The sequence below is a fragment of the Nonomuraea sp. NPDC049684 genome (assembly GCF_044465345.1).
GTDB lineage: Bacteria > Actinomycetota > Actinomycetes > Streptosporangiales > Streptosporangiaceae > Nonomuraea.
The window spans coordinates 87,822-101,976 of the sequence record NZ_JBITLO010000001.1 but is presented as its reverse complement, the minus strand read 5'-3'; the positions used below and the strand labels follow the sequence as shown (position 1 = coordinate 101,976).

Below are 14,155 nucleotides of genomic sequence, written 5' to 3'. Positions count from 1 at the left end.
CCATGATCCCCCGCAGTCCCCGCCTGTGACCACCAGCCCGCCGGCGCCCCGAGCGCGTCGCGCGGGCGAGCGTCCCCGCCGCCCTCCCGCCGATCGCCCCCGCGGATGGCTCGGGCCCGCCTAGCGGGACACCGGAAGGCGGACCACGGCACGCAGGCCCGGCGCCGCGTCCTGCAGGACCACCGTCCCGCCGTGGGCGCGCACGGTCTCCCGGACGATCGCCAGCCCCAGACCGGCCCCGCCCTCGTCCCTGCTGCGCCCGGAGTCCAGCCGGGTGAACCGGTTGAACACCCGCTCCCGGTCCTGCTCGGGGATGCCGGGCCCGTCGTCGGTCACCGTCAGCACGCCGTCGGCGGTCAGCGCCACCTCGACCTTCGAGGAGGTGTGCCGGACGGCGTTGTCCATCAGGTTCGTCAGCACCCGGCTCAGGTCGAGGGCGTCCCCGCGCACCACCACGGGGTCGCACGCGGTCAGCCGGGCCTCGCCGTACCGCTCGGCGACCTGGCGCACCACCTCGTCCAGGTTGACCGGCTCGTCGCGGGCCGGAACCCCGCCGCGCTCGTCCAGGCGGGCCAGCGCGAGCAGGTCCTCGGCCAGCCTGGACAGCCGCAGGGCGTCCTCCAGCACGCCCTCGGCGGTCTCCCGCCAGTCCTGGCCCTCCGGATGGCCGAGCGCAACCTCAAGCTGGAGCCGGATGCTGGCCAGCGGGCTGCGCAGCTCGTGGGCGGCGTCGGAGACCAGCGCGCGCTGGCGCTGCTCGGCCTCCTCCAGCCGGGCCAGCATGCCGTTGAGCGTGGTGGCCAGGGCGTACACCTCGTCGCGCGACTGCGGCACCGGCAGCCGCCGGGACCGGGCCGTGTGCGTGATCTCGGCGGCGACCCGGCGCAGCGAGGAGATCGGGCGCAGCGTCCGGCCGATCATCAGCCAGCTCGCCACCGCCAGCAGCACGACCAGCGCGGGCGTGCCGACCAGCAGGACGCGCCCGGCCACGCCCAGGCTCGTCTGGATCTCGCCGATCGGCCTGGCCGCCAGCACCGTCTGCCCGTGGTCGGCGCTGAGCACCACCACCCGCAGCGGCCCCGGGATCGCGTACGGCCGCCCGTCGAGGAACGTCGCCCGCCCCTCGCGCAGCACCCTGGCCCTGGCCGCCGCGTCCAGCAGCGGCACCAGCCGGTCGGTGCCGTACGTGACGTGCGTGATCCGCCCGCTCCGGTCGAGCACCTGGACGATCGTGCCGTCGTGCGTGGTGATCGGGCTGGTCAGCGTCCCGGCGTCGGCCGCCACGCGCACGGTCTGGGCCTGCTGCCGGGTCGAGGTGTCGACCGTGTCGATCAGCGCGCGGTCGAGCACCGACAGCAGCACCGAGGCCGACAGCGCCAGCGCCAGCGCCAGCACGGCGGCCGCCGCGGCCGTCAGCCTGAACCGCAGCCCCTGACGCCGCCACCAGGCCATCGGGGTGTCAGCCACCGTCGCCCGCCAGCCGGTAGCCCGCGCCGCGCACGGTCTGCAGCGCGTTCCTGCCGAACGGGGCGTCGACCTTGCGCCGCAGGTAGCCGACGTAGACCTCGACCACGTTGGGGTCGGTGTCGAAGGTGTCCCACACGTGTTCCAGGATCTCCGCCTTCGACACCACCTCGTCACGGCGGCGCATCAGGAACTCCAGCAGCGCGAACTCCCGCGGCGTCAGCTCCACCGGACTCTCGCCCCGCTGCACCTTCCGGCGGGCCGGGTCGAGGGTCAGGTCGCCGGCCGCCAGCACCGACGGCCGCCGCCCCGAGTCGCGCCGCAGCAGGGCCCGGAGCCTGGCCACCAGCACCACGTACGAGAACGGCTTGGTCAGGTAGTCGTCGGCGCCCAGGTCGAGGCCGTCGGCCATGTCGTACTCGCCGTCCTTGGCCGACAGCATGAGGATCGGCACCCAGTTCTCCTCGGCGCGCAACTGCTTGCACACGTTGTAGCCCGACAGCCTCGGCAGCATGATGTCCAGCACCACGACGTCGTAGTCGCCCTGCCGGGCCGCGTGCAGGCCCTCCTCGCCGTCGTGGGCGAGGTCCACGGCGAACCCCTCGGCCTGCAGCCCGCGCTGGAGGGCCGCGGCCATCCGCCGCTCGTCCTCGACGACCAGTACTCTCATGTGCTGATTCTCCCGTCCCTGAGCTGAGACGCCGCTGAGAAGCCTGAGAGGCGTCTCAGACAGTCTCAGGCCGGCCACAGGATGCATGCCGCAGGCTCTGGTCATCGACATACCGTTAAGGAGTGAGATGCGCAGAGGCACGTTCGTGAGGTGGGGAGTCCCGATCGCCGCGGCGGCGCTGATCGGTGGCGCGATCGGAGCCGGCCCGGTGATCGCGGCGGTCAGCGGCGAGCCCGTCCTGCCCGAGCGTTCGGCCCAGCAGCTGCTGGCCGACGCCGTGGCGGCGACGAGCAAGGGGGGCGGCCTGCCGCCCATGTCCGGCACGGTGCAGCAGACGGCCTCGCTCGGCCTGCCGTCGCTGCCCCAGACCGGCGGTGAGTCGCCGCTGAGCCTGCTGTCCGGCTCGCACGAGATCAAGGTCTGGTACGGCGGCGCCGACCGGTTCCGCGTGGCCATGCCGACCCAGCTGAACGAGACCAACCTGATCGTCAACGGCGACCAGGGCTGGTACTGGCAGAGCGCCACCAACACCGCGACCAGGTTGACCGTCAAGCCCGGCACGGGCCAGGAGCACAAGCTGCCCAGCCCGCCGCCGACCCAGCTGACGCCGGCGCAGGTGGCCGAGCAGGTGCTGGCCAAGGCCGACGAGCACACCGCGGTCCGCGTGATCAACACCGCCGAGGTGGCGGGCCGTCCGGTCTACCAGCTCGTCCTCGCCCCCAAGGACGAGGGCTCGCTGGTGCAGGAGGTGCGGCTCGCGCTCGACGGCGAGACCTACGTCCCGCTCCAGGTGCAGGTCTACGCCAAGGGCTCGGCCGAACCGGCCTTCCAGGTCGGCTTCACCCAGGTGACGTTCACGCCCCCGGCCCCGGAGAACTTCGTCTTCACCCCGCCCGCGGGCGCCAAGGTGGAGGAGAAGGACCTCAGCGAGCTGGGCGACGCCAAGCGCGCCGAGCAGCACGCCGAGCAGGCCGAGAAGGTCGCGGGCCAGCTCAAGGTCGTCGGCGACGGGTGGACGTCCGTGGCCGTCCTGCCGTTCAAGCCGGAGGACCTCACGGCGGCCGGCCGGCCGGCGGGCGACGGGGCCGCGCCCGGCGACGGCTCGCAGGCCGACGTGGGGGCGCTGGCCGACACCGTACTGAAGTCGGCCACGCCGGTGAGCGGCACGTGGGGCTCGGGCCGGCTGATCAGGACCAAGCTCGTCACCGTCCTGCTGACCGACGACGGCCGCCTGCTGGTCGGCGCGGTCACCCCGGAGGAGATCACCCAGGCGGCGGGCATCAGGTGACCACCGCCGTCACGCAGGAAGCGGGGGCGCCCTTCGGGGCGGCCCCGCCCTCCGGGGAGCACGCCATCGTCACGCGCGGCCTGACCAAGCGCTTCCGCGGCGGCCAGGTGGCCGTGGACGCGCTCGACCTGGCGGTGCCGCGCGGCTCGGTCTTCGGCTTCCTCGGGCCCAACGGCTCGGGCAAGACCACGACCATCCGCATGCTGCTGGGCCTGATCGCGCCCACCGAGGGGGAGCACTCCCTGCTCGGGCTGCCGCTGCCGCGGGCGCTGCCCCGGGTGGGGGCGGTGGTGGAGGGGCCGGCGTTCTACCCGTACCTGTCGGGCGAGGCCAACCTGATGCGCTTCGACGCCGCCGACCCCACCGCCGTGCGCCGCACCGCGCGGGCGCGCGTCGCCGCCGCGCTCGACCGGGTGGGCCTGTCGGCCGCGGCCGGCAAGCGCTACCGCAACTACTCGCTCGGCATGCGCCAGCGGCTGGCCATCGCGGCCGCGCTGCTCGGCCCGCGCGAGCTGCTCGTCCTGGACGAGCCGACCAACGGCCTCGACCCGCAGGGCACCCGCGAGGTGCGCGCGCTGGTCAAGGACATCGCCGCGGGCGGCACCACCGTCTTCGTCTCCTCGCACCTGCTGGCCGAGGTCGAGCAGATGTGCACGCACGCCGCCATCATGCGGACCGGCAAGCTGGCCGCCCAGGGCACGATCGCCTCGCTGAACGGCGGCCTGGCCACGCGCGTCCGGGTCGAGACGCCCGACGTGGCCGACGCCGCGCGGGTGCTCGGCGGCCTGGGGCTGGCCGACGTGCGGCGCGGCGAGGCCGAGGTGACGGCCGAGCTGGGCGGCGACGCCCCGGAGCGGATCAACGCCGCGCTGGTCGGCGAAGGGGTCGCCGTACGCGGGCTGGCCGTGCTGCGGCCGAGCCTGGAGGACGTTTTCGTCGGACTGACGGGGGAGGGCTTCGATGTCGACGGCTGACACCTCGGCGCCGGACGCTGAGACGCACGCACCGCGGGACACCCGGACGCCGGAGACGCGCGACCGCCGGGCCGGCGGGCGCACGCCTGGCCTGGTTCCGGTGACCGAGACGCTGCGCACCGTGGAGCGGCGCACCCCGGACCCGGCGGACGTCGCGGCGGTCGCGGCGGGCCCCGCGCAGGACGCGTGGACGGACGCCGCCGGCGGCCCGCGGCGGGCGCGGTGGGCGTTCTGGCGGCTGCTCGGCTCGGAGCTGGGGCTGACCTTCCGCCGGCCGCGCAACCTGGTGATGCTGGCCGTGCTCGCCTCCGTGCCGGCCGTCCTCGGCCTGGCCCTGCGCGCGTTTGGCGGCGACGACCGCGACGGGATGGGCGGGTTCGTCCAGAGCGTGGCGGGCAACAGCCTCATGCTGACGTTCGTCGCGTTCTCGTTCCTCGTGCTGCTGCTGATGCCGGTCGCCGTCAGCGTGGTCGCGGGCGACTCGGTGGCCGGGGAGGCGGGCGGCGGCACCCTGCGCTACCTGCTGGCCGCGCCCGCGGGACGCACCCGCCTGCTGGCCGTCAAATACCTCAACGCGGTCGTCTTCGCCTACGCCGTCACGGCGGTGGTGGCGCTGTCGGCGCTGGTCACCGGGCTGATCCTGTTCCCGGCCGGGCCGGTGACGCTGCTGTCGGGCACCACGATCTCCATGGGCGAGGGGCTGCTGCGCATCCTCGTCGCCGTCGGCTACGTCGGGGCCGGCATGGCGGCGCTGGCGGCCGTCGCGCTGGCGCTGTCGACGTTCACCGAGGTGTCCATCGGGGCGGTGGCCGCCACGCTCGTGCTGGTGGTCGTCTGCCAGGTGCTGCGGGCCTTCCCCGACCTGAGCGCGGTGACGCCGTACCTGCTGCCGACCAGGTTCACCGGCTTCGACGCGGTGCTGCGCAGCCCGATGGACCTGTCGGCGCTGCGCGACGGGCTGCTGGCCTTCGGCGCCTACATCGTGCTGTTCTGCTCGATCGCGTGGGCGCGCTTCTCCGGCAAGGACATCACGTCCTGACCGGGCGGCGCGTCCCCGGCCGGGCGAGGTGCCCGGCCGGGGACGCCGCCTCGCGCGGGTCAGGCCGCCCGGCGGCGCAGGCCCAAGGCGCCGACGACGACGCCGATGACGCCGACGACCAGCCCGGCGCCGCCCAGCAGGCGGGCCGTGCCGTCGGAGGAGGAGGCCGAGGCGGCCGCCACCGGCGCCACCGACGGGCCCGTGGCGGCGGCCGGAGCGGCCGAGGCCGACGCGCTCGCGGCGGAGTGGTGGTGGTCGTCGTCGCCGGAGGCCGGGACGAGCTTCAGCGTGGGCGCCGGGTGCTCGGCCTCGGTGCCGTCGGACTTGGGCGCGTCGGCCCAGTCGACCACCTCGCCGCCGGAGTAGGTCTGCTTCGTCGGGAACGTCAGCGAGTCGACGTCCTTGGGCAACTGGCCCATGGACACCTCGAACTCCTGGAACTCACCCGGGTTGATCTTGCCGCCGGACCACACGACCGTGGTGACGGCCTCCTCCAGGTCGCCGTACTCCGTCTTGACCGGCTTGGGCAGCTTGCCCTCGGTGACCTTGACGTCCCAGCCCGGCACGGGCTTGACCGACACGAACGCCAGCGGATGGTCGGTGGGGAAGCTGACCTGGACCTTGGTCGTGGAGGCGTTGTCACGCTCGTTGGGCACCCGGAAGGCGACCTTGGTGAACCCGCCCTGCTCGGCGGTGCCCGGGTTGATGGAGACGTGGGCCAGCGCGGGCAGCGCCAGGCCGGCGGTGAGGGCGGTGGCGGCGGCGAGCACGGTCGCCGCGCGACGGACGAAGGACATGGCGGAACTCCACTTCGGAAAAGGACAGGGGGTCTACGGGTGTCAGCAGGTCAGGCGGGAAGTGGAGGACCACGCCTGGCCACCCGGTGCCGGAACCCCGGCTGCGGGGGGACCGCCCTGGTGTGCACGACCGGAACGCCCGGCCGCACCGCGGGCACGACCGCGAGCAGCGGCGGCACGAGCCGCAACCCCAGCCGGCGCAGCAGCGACCACAGCACGATCTCGCCGCGCGACAGCCACCAGCCGGTCATCAGGGTCGCCGTGAGGTGCGCGAGCAGCATGCCCGCGTTGACGGCCAGGCCCTGGCCGTGGCCGTGCTCGAAGACGTAGGAGGACGGGCTGCCGCCGGCGAACAGCTCGTGCAGGCCGAACTGCGCCACGCCCAGCACGACGTTGATCAGCGGCGCCGAGCGCTCCCTGCCGGACAGCGCCAGCCCCAGGCCGGACACCGCCACCAGGCCCAGCGCCGCCGCCCACGGCCCCGGACGCCCGCCGCCGCCCGCCACGTGGGCGAGGGCAGCGAGGGTCACGCAGACGGCGGCGAAGGCGGCCGTCCGCGCGAGCCGGAGGGGAAGTCGCGCACGCATGTGTGCCACATGGTCTCACGAGGGTCGGTCGCATGAGACCCCTAACTTCCGGGCGGGCTGATGCCTGGTCCGGAAATGGCATTTGTCGCTAGGGTCGTGCCGAGCGCGTTGACATTCGCGTTGACATTTGAGGTGAGAACGTTGCGGCACTTAGCAGGTTTGCTCATCGGCGTCGTGGTCACGGCGGCCGTCCTCGGGGGTGGCGGATGGGCCGTGCAGCAGGCCCTCGCCAGTGCGGCGATCACCCCGCCGCCGCCCGACAACCAGAAGATGTGGATCGCCCTCGGCGCCATGGCCGCGGTCGGGCTGGTCGTCGGCCTCGTCGTGGCCGGCCGGATCTCGCCGCTGGCCACGTTCGTGCCCTCGATGGTGCTGCTGGCCTGGACGGTCGTCTACGCCCTCGACACCGGCAGAGCGCTGTCCCTGATCCCCGACGCGGCGTCGGTCCACCAGATCGTCAGGGACGCCGGCGCGGGCGACAGGACGCTGCTCACCACGGGCGTACTGGCCCTGCTCGGCGTGGTCCTGTTCATCCCCGTGCTGATGCCCTCCCGCTGGTCGCGCCCGCACGACGACCTCGACGACGACGATTACGAGACCACGCGGGAGGGCGGCTACTACTGAGCGCCGGTGTAGAGCCTGGTCACCACGTCCTCGATGGTGGCCTGCTCCGGCGCCGTGGCCATGAGCTCGGCGAGCGTCCCGTCGAAGGCCAGCCGGCCGTGGTCGATCAGCATGATCCGGCGGCACAGGCGCTCGATGTCGCCGAGGTCGTGCGTGGTCAGCAGCACGGTCGTGCCGCGCTCGGCGTTCTGCCGCTTCAGGAAGCCGCGGATGCTCGCCTTGCTGACCACGTCGAGGCCGATGGTGGGCTCGTCCAGCACCAGCACGTCGGGGGCGTGCAGCAGCGCCGCGGCCAGGTCGCCGCGCATGCGCTGGCCCAGGCTGAGCTGGCGCACCGGGGTGCGCAGGAAGGGGCCGAGGTCGAGGGTCTCGGTCAGCTCGGCCAGCCGGACCCGGAACGTTCCGCGATCTACTTTGTAAAGGTGCCGGACCAGTTCGAAGCTGTCCTTGAGCGGCAGGTCCCACCACAGGGTCGTCCGCTGGCCGAACACCACGCCGATGCGCCGGGCGAGCGCGGTGCGCCGGCGCGAGGGGTCGAGCCCGGCCACCCGCACCGAGCCGGTGGTGGGGGTGAGGATGCCGCACAACATCTTGATCGTGGTGGACTTGCCCGCGCCGTTGGGCCCGAGGTAGCCGACGAACTCGCCGGCCGGCACGCTGAACGACAGGTCGCGTACGGCGTGCACGACAGCGCGTCTGACCTTGAACGAGCGTCCCGCTTCGCGCAGTTCGATCATTGCTAACTCCCCGTCGATCGGTAGTGCCTGATGCCCTGCCGCCAGGCCGCCGCGGCGGCCAGGGCGAGGACCAGCGCGGCGGCCGGTCCGAGGAAGCGCATGAACCCGGGCGTGCCGAACGGGTCGTCCCGGCCCAGGACGTAGAGGCCGGGCTGCCAGTTGACGAAGGCCAGGGGCAGCGCGTACGTGACGCCGCGGACCAGGTCGCGGGCATAGATGCTGAGGGGGTACTGGCTGAGCTGGTGGGTGCCGTAGGTGAAGGTGTTGACCACCTCCGGGGCGTCGGTCAGCGCGAACTGCAGCGCGCCGGCGAGCGTCCACAGCGCGGTGAAGATGACGACGCCGGTGACGATCATGACGGGGATCATCCAGGCCCGCCGCCAGTCGAGGCCGAGCGCGGCGACGGCGTAGGCGAGCACGGCCACGGCCTGGAGGACGCGGCCGACCCTGGTGGGCGCGAAGCGGTCGGCGGCGATCTGGACCCAGGCGGCGGCCGGGCGGATGAGGATCGTGTCGAGCGTGCCGGCCTTGATGTGCTGGCTGATGCGGTCGAGGTTGCTGACGAAGGTGTCGCAGATCGTGAAGGAGACGGCGCAGGCGCCGTACAGGAACAGCACCTCCTCGCGGGTGAAGCCGGCCAGGGTGGTGGTGTTGGCGAAGACGACGAGGATGGCCGCGACGTCGATCGCCCCCGTGACCAGGCCGAACACCACCATCAGAGCGAAGGAGAGGCGGTAGGCGGCCGCGGCGCGGGTCCAGGTCCAGGCCAGCAGGAAGTACGTCCTAACCACCCTGGATCACCACCTTGTGGCGGACGGCGCGGGTGGCCAGGAGGCCGAGGGCGAACAGCGTCGCCGCCCAGAACGCCTGGAGGGCGAGCGTCTGCCCCACGGGGGCCTTGCCGAGGTAGAGGTCGGCGGGCGCCTGGACCATGGAGGCCCACGGCAGGGCTCTGACCACCTCGCCCAGCGGGCCGGGGAACAGGTGGAGGGGGAGCATCATGCCGCTGCAGAACGTCGTCATGACCAGGGAGACGACGGCCACGCCGCGGTCGTCGGCGAGCCAGCAGACCGACAGCGCGACGAGGTAGCGCCAGCCGAAGCTGATGAGCACGCCGGCGAGGCAGCCGGTCAGGGCCGCCGCCCATCCGGCCGGGGAGGCGGGGGCGGTGATGCCGAACAGGGCGGCGCCGAGCAGCAGCGGCGGGAGGCTGCGCACCAGCAGCAGGTACGCGGCGCGGCCCAGGTCCTCGGCCAGCGACCAGAGCTGGAGGGAGGCGGGGCGGACGAGGTCGAGCGCGATGTCGCCGCTGCGGATGCGCTCGGGGATGGCCAGGCCGCCGCCGAACAGCATCATCGGGCCGATGAGGGCCTGGGTGACGAAGCAGTAGGTGACGGCGTCGGTGACGTCGTAGCCGGCCAGGCCGGGCCGGGCCTGCCACAGGGCGATGAGGACGTGGGCGCGCAGGATGCCGAACACGCCGTTGGTGAACGCGCCGGCGAGCGCGGCCCAGACGTAGACGGCGTGTTTGCGGAAGCCGTACCGGACGAGGCGGGCGTAGAGGGGCATGGTGGCTCACCTCCCGAGAGTGAGGACACGGTCACGCGCCGTGCCTGGGGTCGGGCACGGGTCTGCCTTGGCGGAAGCCTGGAATTATCCGCCGGTGGGTCGGCGGTCCGCAACGCGATAAACGAAGCGCAGGCCCGACCAGGTCTCGTCGATCGCCGCGACCTTGTTGTCGACCAGCCCGGCGGCCAGTCCGAAGTCGCGGACGAGGCGGTCCGACAGGTCGGTGGGGATGCCGGAGGCCGGTTTGATCCGCCAGATCCACAGGCCGCCGTTCCTGGCCGGCGCGGACTTGGCCGGCGGGAGCACGCGGTGCAGAGCGGCGGCGTCGGGGCAGAAGAGCAGGACGACGTCGTACGGGGAACGGGCGTCGGCGGGCGGGCCCTGCTCGCGGTGCACGGTGGCGGCGGGTTCGCCGAGGTCGAGGCCGGCGGGGGCGTCGAGGGCCAGGACCTGGTGTCCCGGCTTGATGCCGAGCTTGCGGGGGCGCGGAGTCACCGAATATCCCGCCATATCCCCAGAGTCGCACAAGGCCGGAATATTCGCGGAAGGGACGAGATCCTTACTGGCCGGTAGAGCCGTCACGTACCGGGAAGAAAAGGGGTGGAGGACCGTCATGCGCATCAACAAGGACGTGGCACCCGACTACCCCTTGAGCTGGCAGGCCAGGGCCCTGACCTCGGTCATGTGGGGCACCCTGAAGCCCGCCTCCACGGTGCTGATGCGTCATCCGCTGGCCCTGATCGGCGCGGCCCGCCTGGGCGAGCTGGCGCAGCTGATGCCGCTGCGCCTGCCCGAGCACGCCGTCGTCGCGCCCGCCGAGGGGCCGGACTGCGGCGGCGAGTGGGTCCGCGCCGGCCGGGTGGACGAGCGCAAGGCGGTGCTCTACTTCCACGGCGGCGGATACTTCTCCTGCTCGCCGCGTACCCACCGGCCCATCACCTGGCGGTTGTCGGCCGTGGCCCGGCGGCCGGTCCTCGCGCTGGACTACCGGCAGGGGCCGGTGCACCCGCTGGCCGACTCCCTGGCCGACGCGCTGGACGCCTACGAGTGCCTGATGCGCAACGGGCACGCCCCCGAGGACATCGTCATCGCCGGGGACTCGGCGGGCGGGCATCTGACCCTGGCCACCCTGCTGGCGCTGCGCGACCGCGGCCTGCCGACGCCCGCCGCCGCGATCTGCCTGTCGCCCTGGGCGGACCTGACCGACATCCCGCGCCGCGCCAACCGCTGGCACGACCCCATGTTGCCGGCGGGCCGGGTGCGATGGCTGGCCCGCCACTGGACCTGCGGGCTCGACCCGTGGGACCCGCTGGTCTCGCCGGTGCACGGCGACTTCACCGGCCTGCCGCCGCTGATGATCGTCACTGGCTCCACGGAGGTGCTGCGGGACGAGGCCCGCCGGGTGGCCGAGCGCGCCCGGGAGGCGGGGGTGCCGGTGCGGTACGAGGAGTGGCGGCGCATGCCGCACGCGTTCCCGATCCTGGCCGACGTCCTGCCGGAGGCGCGGCTGGCCTTCCGGCACATGTCGGCGTTCCTGGAGGCCGTCGCGGCCCGTGCGGCGCGCAGGGGGCATTCGACGGCGGCCTGACTGGGCCAGCCGTATGGGGGTAGCTTGAGCTGATATTTCACAGTTTGGGGTTGCGCGCGGAGGAAGGCGTCTCAGCGTTACGGTGGCCATGCCCGTCAATCCCGCTGTAAGGTTAGGTATACCTAACTAACACATGGGGGCTGAAGTGATGGCTGACAAGCCCACGGACCACCATCGGGGCGTCGTCCTGCGGACCGAGCGGCTCTCCCCGCACATGATCCGCGTCGTGGTCGGCGGCGACGGCCTGCGCGACTTCGCCTGCCGCGGCCTCACCGACCATTACGTGAAACTCGTCTTCCCGCACGAGGGCGTGGACTACCCCGAGCCCTTCAGCGTCAAGCACGTGCGCGAGACCATGCCGCGCGAGCTGTGGCCGCGCCTGCGCACCTACACCGTGCGCGCCTGGGACCCCGACGCCCTTGAGCTGACCCTCGACTTCGTCCACCACGGCCACAAGGGCCTGGCCGGGCCGTGGGCCGCCGCGGCCGAGCCCGGCGACGTCGTGCTGATGCTGGGCCCCGGCGGCGGCTACGCGCCCGACCCGGAGGCCGACTGGCACCTGCTGGTGGGCGACGAGAGCGCGCTGCCGGCCATCGCCGCCTCCCTGGAGGCGCTGCCCGACGGCGCCCTCGCCCACGTCCTGCTGGAGGTGGACGGCCCCGGGGACGAGCTGAAGCTCGGCACGGCCGCCGACGCGCGGATCACCTGGCTGTACCGGGGCGCGCGGCCGGTCGGCCAGGCGCTGGTGGAGGCGGTGCGCGCGCTGGAGTTCCCCGAGGGGGACGTGCACGCGTTCGTCCACGGCGAGGCCGGTTTCGTCAAGGAGCTCCGCCGTCACCTGCGGCTGGAGCGGGGCGTGCCGATGGAGCGGCTGTCCATCTCCGGCTACTGGCGCATCGGCGTGGACGACGAGGGCTGGCGGGCGGTCAAGAACGACTGGAACCGCGAGGTCGAGGCCGACGAGGCCCGCGCCCTGGCCTCCTGACCCGCTGAAAGGCCGCCAATCACCAAAAACCACTTCAGAACGTTCCAACCCAGGACTTACTAACCTTCCGGGCACGAACGCCTTACCTTCGATACCCCTTGCGCAAGACATGCGGAAAGGGCCCCCGGATGCCGCCACAGTGTGCCTTGCCGTGTCCCCCACAGGAGAGGCGAGACCCGGATGGCGCGTGGTGCGAGCGACATGCCTCCTGGCGTGCGACCGCTTACGGTGGGCGACCCGGTCGTCATCGGCCGGTACCTTCTCCTCGGCCGCCTGGGGACGGGCGGGATGGGAGTGGTGTACCTGGCCGAACACCCGCAAGGGGGCCTGGTCGCGCTCAAGACGCCGCACGCGGTGCATCTCCACGATGCCACGTTACGGGCGCGTTTCGCCGAGGAAGTGGCTTTCTCGCGGAGATTGGTGCCCTTCTGCACCGCCGCCGTCATCGAGGACGGGGTCGAGGACGGCCGTCCGTACCTGGTCACGGAGTACATTCCGGGGCCCGCGCTGTCCCAGGTGGTCAAGGCCGGGGGAGCGCTCACGCCCGACCTCGCCTACGGCGTGGCGCTCGGCGTGGCCGCCGCGCTCGTGGCCGTGCACGAGGCCGGTCTGGTGCACCGCGACCTCAAGCCCGGCAACGTGCTGCTGTCGCCCGCGGGGCCGCGGGTCATCGACTTCGGCATCGCCCGCGATGTGGACACCCTCGCCGCCCACACCCAGGCCGGCCAGGTCATGGGCAGTCCCGGCTGGGTGGCGCCCGAGCGGCTGACCGGCGGCCCGGCCCTGCCCGCCTCGGACGTGTTCGCCTGGGGCTGCCTGGTGGCCTACGCCGCGAGCGGGCACCACCCGTTCGGCGGCGGCGAGGCGGACGTGCTGACCCGGCGCATCCTGTTCGACCCGCCGCGGCTCGACGGCGTGCCCGTCCTGCTGCGCCCGGCGGTGGAGGCGGCGCTGGCCAAGGATCCGGGCTCGCGTCCCGGATCGGCCGCCCTGCTGCGGGCGCTGCTGGCGTCCGGGGGTGTGGGGGATCCGTGGGACCTGCGCCGGGCGGTCTCCGACGTGCTGGACGGGAGCTGGGCCGAGGTGCCCCATCCGGCGGTCGGCGGCCCGGTCACCCCGGCGGAGGAGCCGGCCGGGGCCGAGCGCGGAAACGGGCGCGGGAACGGCCGCGGGAGCCGGCGCGGGAACGGGCGGGGGAGTGGCCGCAGGGGCAGGGCGAAGGCCGGGGCGCACCTGTCGCACGCCGGCTTCGCCGCGCTGGCCACGGTCTCGATCGCGGCGGTCACCGTGATCGCGGCCTCGGGCGGGGACGCCCTGAGCCTCGGCGGCGGCTCGCTGCTGCCCGATCCCGCGGTCGTCCAGCCGCAGGACGGCGTCCGCACGACCGAGCGGCCCACGGCGACCCCTGGCGGCGTCCGGCCGTCCGCGCGCGTGGCGCCTGCGGCGAGCGCGGCCACGCCGGCTGTGCCCGGCACGCGTTCCCGCACGCCGGGCGGGCAGTTCGCGATCCTCACCCCGGAGCCCGACCGGTGGACCGACGACGTCCGCCGGTCCCGGCCGTCCCGGGCCGCCCGCCCGTCCGGCACGTCCGGACCGGGCGATCTGGGCGATCCGGGCGGGGAGGAGCCCGGTCCGTGCGCCGGTCCGCCGGGTCGCCGCCGAGGGGGCGGGGGCGGGGGCCGCCGCGACTGCCCGCGGCCGTCGGGCTCGATCAGCACGATCCCCCAGGACGGCCCCGGCGAGTCGCCCGGCCCCAGCGTCTCGGGCCCGGCCACCCCGACGGCCACCGGAGCGTCCTGACCGCGCATGCCTCATGATCGAGGGGAGCGGGGG

15 protein-coding genes are annotated in these 14,155 nt (G+C 73.7%); 7 read left to right on the top strand and 8 right to left on the bottom strand.

All coding sequences use genetic code 11. From position 1 onward, the window contains the following. Positions 1-120 precede the first annotated feature (120 nt). Both ACIBST_RS00495 and ACIBST_RS00490 read right to left on the bottom strand, forming a co-directional pair. Entirely contained in the window at positions 121-1,467 is a 1,347-nt protein-coding gene (locus tag ACIBST_RS00495) for a sensor histidine kinase (RefSeq protein WP_397167822.1), read from the bottom strand. Continuing rightward, a complete protein-coding gene (locus ACIBST_RS00490) occupies positions 1,460-2,134 on the bottom strand; it encodes a response regulator transcription factor (protein ID WP_397167820.1) in 675 nt (224 codons plus the stop codon). The genes ACIBST_RS00495 and ACIBST_RS00490 overlap by 8 nt, the downstream gene beginning before the upstream one ends. A 127-nt stretch (positions 2,135-2,261) precedes the next feature. On the opposite strand from ACIBST_RS00490, the gene ACIBST_RS00485 reads away from it, so the two are divergent. The 3 genes from ACIBST_RS00485 to ACIBST_RS00475 all read left to right on the top strand — a co-directional run bounded on the left by ACIBST_RS00485 (position 2,262) and on the right by ACIBST_RS00475 (position 5,435). Further along, a complete protein-coding gene (locus tag ACIBST_RS00485; RefSeq protein ID WP_397167819.1) occupies positions 2,262-3,422 on the top strand; it encodes an outer membrane lipoprotein carrier protein LolA in 1,161 nt (386 codons plus the stop codon). After that, complete coding sequence (locus ACIBST_RS00480) at positions 3,419-4,396, top strand: ATP-binding cassette domain-containing protein (protein ID WP_397167817.1); 978 nt, start codon at positions 3,419-3,421, stop codon at positions 4,394-4,396. The genes ACIBST_RS00485 and ACIBST_RS00480 overlap by 4 nt, the downstream gene beginning before the upstream one ends. A 100-nt stretch (positions 4,397-4,496) precedes the next feature. Further along, complete coding sequence (locus tag ACIBST_RS00475) at positions 4,497-5,435, top strand: ABC transporter permease (RefSeq protein WP_397167816.1); 939 nt, start codon at positions 4,497-4,499, stop codon at positions 5,433-5,435. 59 nt (positions 5,436-5,494) lie between these two features. Here ACIBST_RS00475 and ACIBST_RS00470 read toward each other — a convergent pair whose 3' ends face one another. Continuing rightward, the gene (locus ACIBST_RS00470) at positions 5,495-6,232 is read right to left on the bottom strand and encodes a YcnI family protein (RefSeq protein WP_397167814.1); all 738 of its coding nucleotides are present in this window, start codon (positions 6,230-6,232) and stop codon (positions 5,495-5,497) included. A gap of 50 nt (positions 6,233-6,282) precedes the next feature. After that, positions 6,283-6,819 (bottom strand): MFS transporter, encoded by a 537-nt coding sequence (locus ACIBST_RS00465; RefSeq protein ID WP_397167813.1) that lies wholly within the window; start codon positions 6,817-6,819, stop codon positions 6,283-6,285. A 141-nt stretch (positions 6,820-6,960) separates the two neighbouring features. On the opposite strand from ACIBST_RS00465, the gene ACIBST_RS00460 reads away from it, so the two are divergent. Then, positions 6,961-7,443: a hypothetical protein gene (locus ACIBST_RS00460; protein ID WP_397167811.1), complete on the top strand. Its 483-nt coding sequence runs from the start codon at positions 6,961-6,963 to the stop codon at positions 7,441-7,443. Here ACIBST_RS00460 and ACIBST_RS00455 read toward each other — a convergent pair. The 4 genes from ACIBST_RS00455 to ACIBST_RS00440 all read right to left on the bottom strand — a co-directional run bounded on the left by ACIBST_RS00455 (position 7,437) and on the right by ACIBST_RS00440 (position 10,244). After that, positions 7,437-8,180 (bottom strand): ATP-binding cassette domain-containing protein, encoded by a 744-nt coding sequence (locus tag ACIBST_RS00455; RefSeq protein ID WP_397167809.1) that lies wholly within the window; start codon positions 8,178-8,180, stop codon positions 7,437-7,439. The two genes, ACIBST_RS00460 and ACIBST_RS00455, sit on opposite strands and share 7 nt — an antisense overlap. Positions 8,181-8,182: 2 nt before the next feature. Then, positions 8,183-8,971: an ABC transporter permease gene (locus tag ACIBST_RS00450; RefSeq protein WP_397167807.1), complete on the bottom strand. Its 789-nt coding sequence runs from the start codon at positions 8,969-8,971 to the stop codon at positions 8,183-8,185. After that, positions 8,964-9,749 (bottom strand): ABC transporter permease, encoded by a 786-nt coding sequence (locus ACIBST_RS00445; protein WP_397167805.1) that lies wholly within the window; start codon positions 9,747-9,749, stop codon positions 8,964-8,966. The genes ACIBST_RS00450 and ACIBST_RS00445 overlap by 8 nt, the downstream gene beginning before the upstream one ends. Before the next feature lie 84 nt (positions 9,750-9,833). Then, a complete protein-coding gene (locus ACIBST_RS00440) occupies positions 9,834-10,244 on the bottom strand; it encodes a hypothetical protein (protein ID WP_397167804.1) in 411 nt (136 codons plus the stop codon). Between the two features lie 118 nt (positions 10,245-10,362). Here ACIBST_RS00440 and ACIBST_RS00435 point away from each other — a divergent pair, with 118 nt between their 5' ends. The 3 genes from ACIBST_RS00435 (at position 10,363) to ACIBST_RS00425 (ending at position 14,122) form a co-directional block, all read left to right on the top strand. Further along, a complete protein-coding gene (locus ACIBST_RS00435; RefSeq protein WP_397167802.1) occupies positions 10,363-11,337 on the top strand; it encodes an alpha/beta hydrolase in 975 nt (324 codons plus the stop codon). Positions 11,338-11,485: 148 nt separating this feature from the next. Beyond that, complete coding sequence (locus ACIBST_RS00430; protein WP_397167801.1) at positions 11,486-12,322, top strand: siderophore-interacting protein; 837 nt, start codon at positions 11,486-11,488, stop codon at positions 12,320-12,322. Between the two features lie 213 nt (positions 12,323-12,535). Beyond that, positions 12,536-14,122, top strand: a complete 1,587-nt coding sequence (locus ACIBST_RS00425) for a serine/threonine-protein kinase (RefSeq protein WP_397167799.1) — start codon at positions 12,536-12,538, stop codon at positions 14,120-14,122. Positions 14,123-14,155 lie beyond the last annotated feature (33 nt).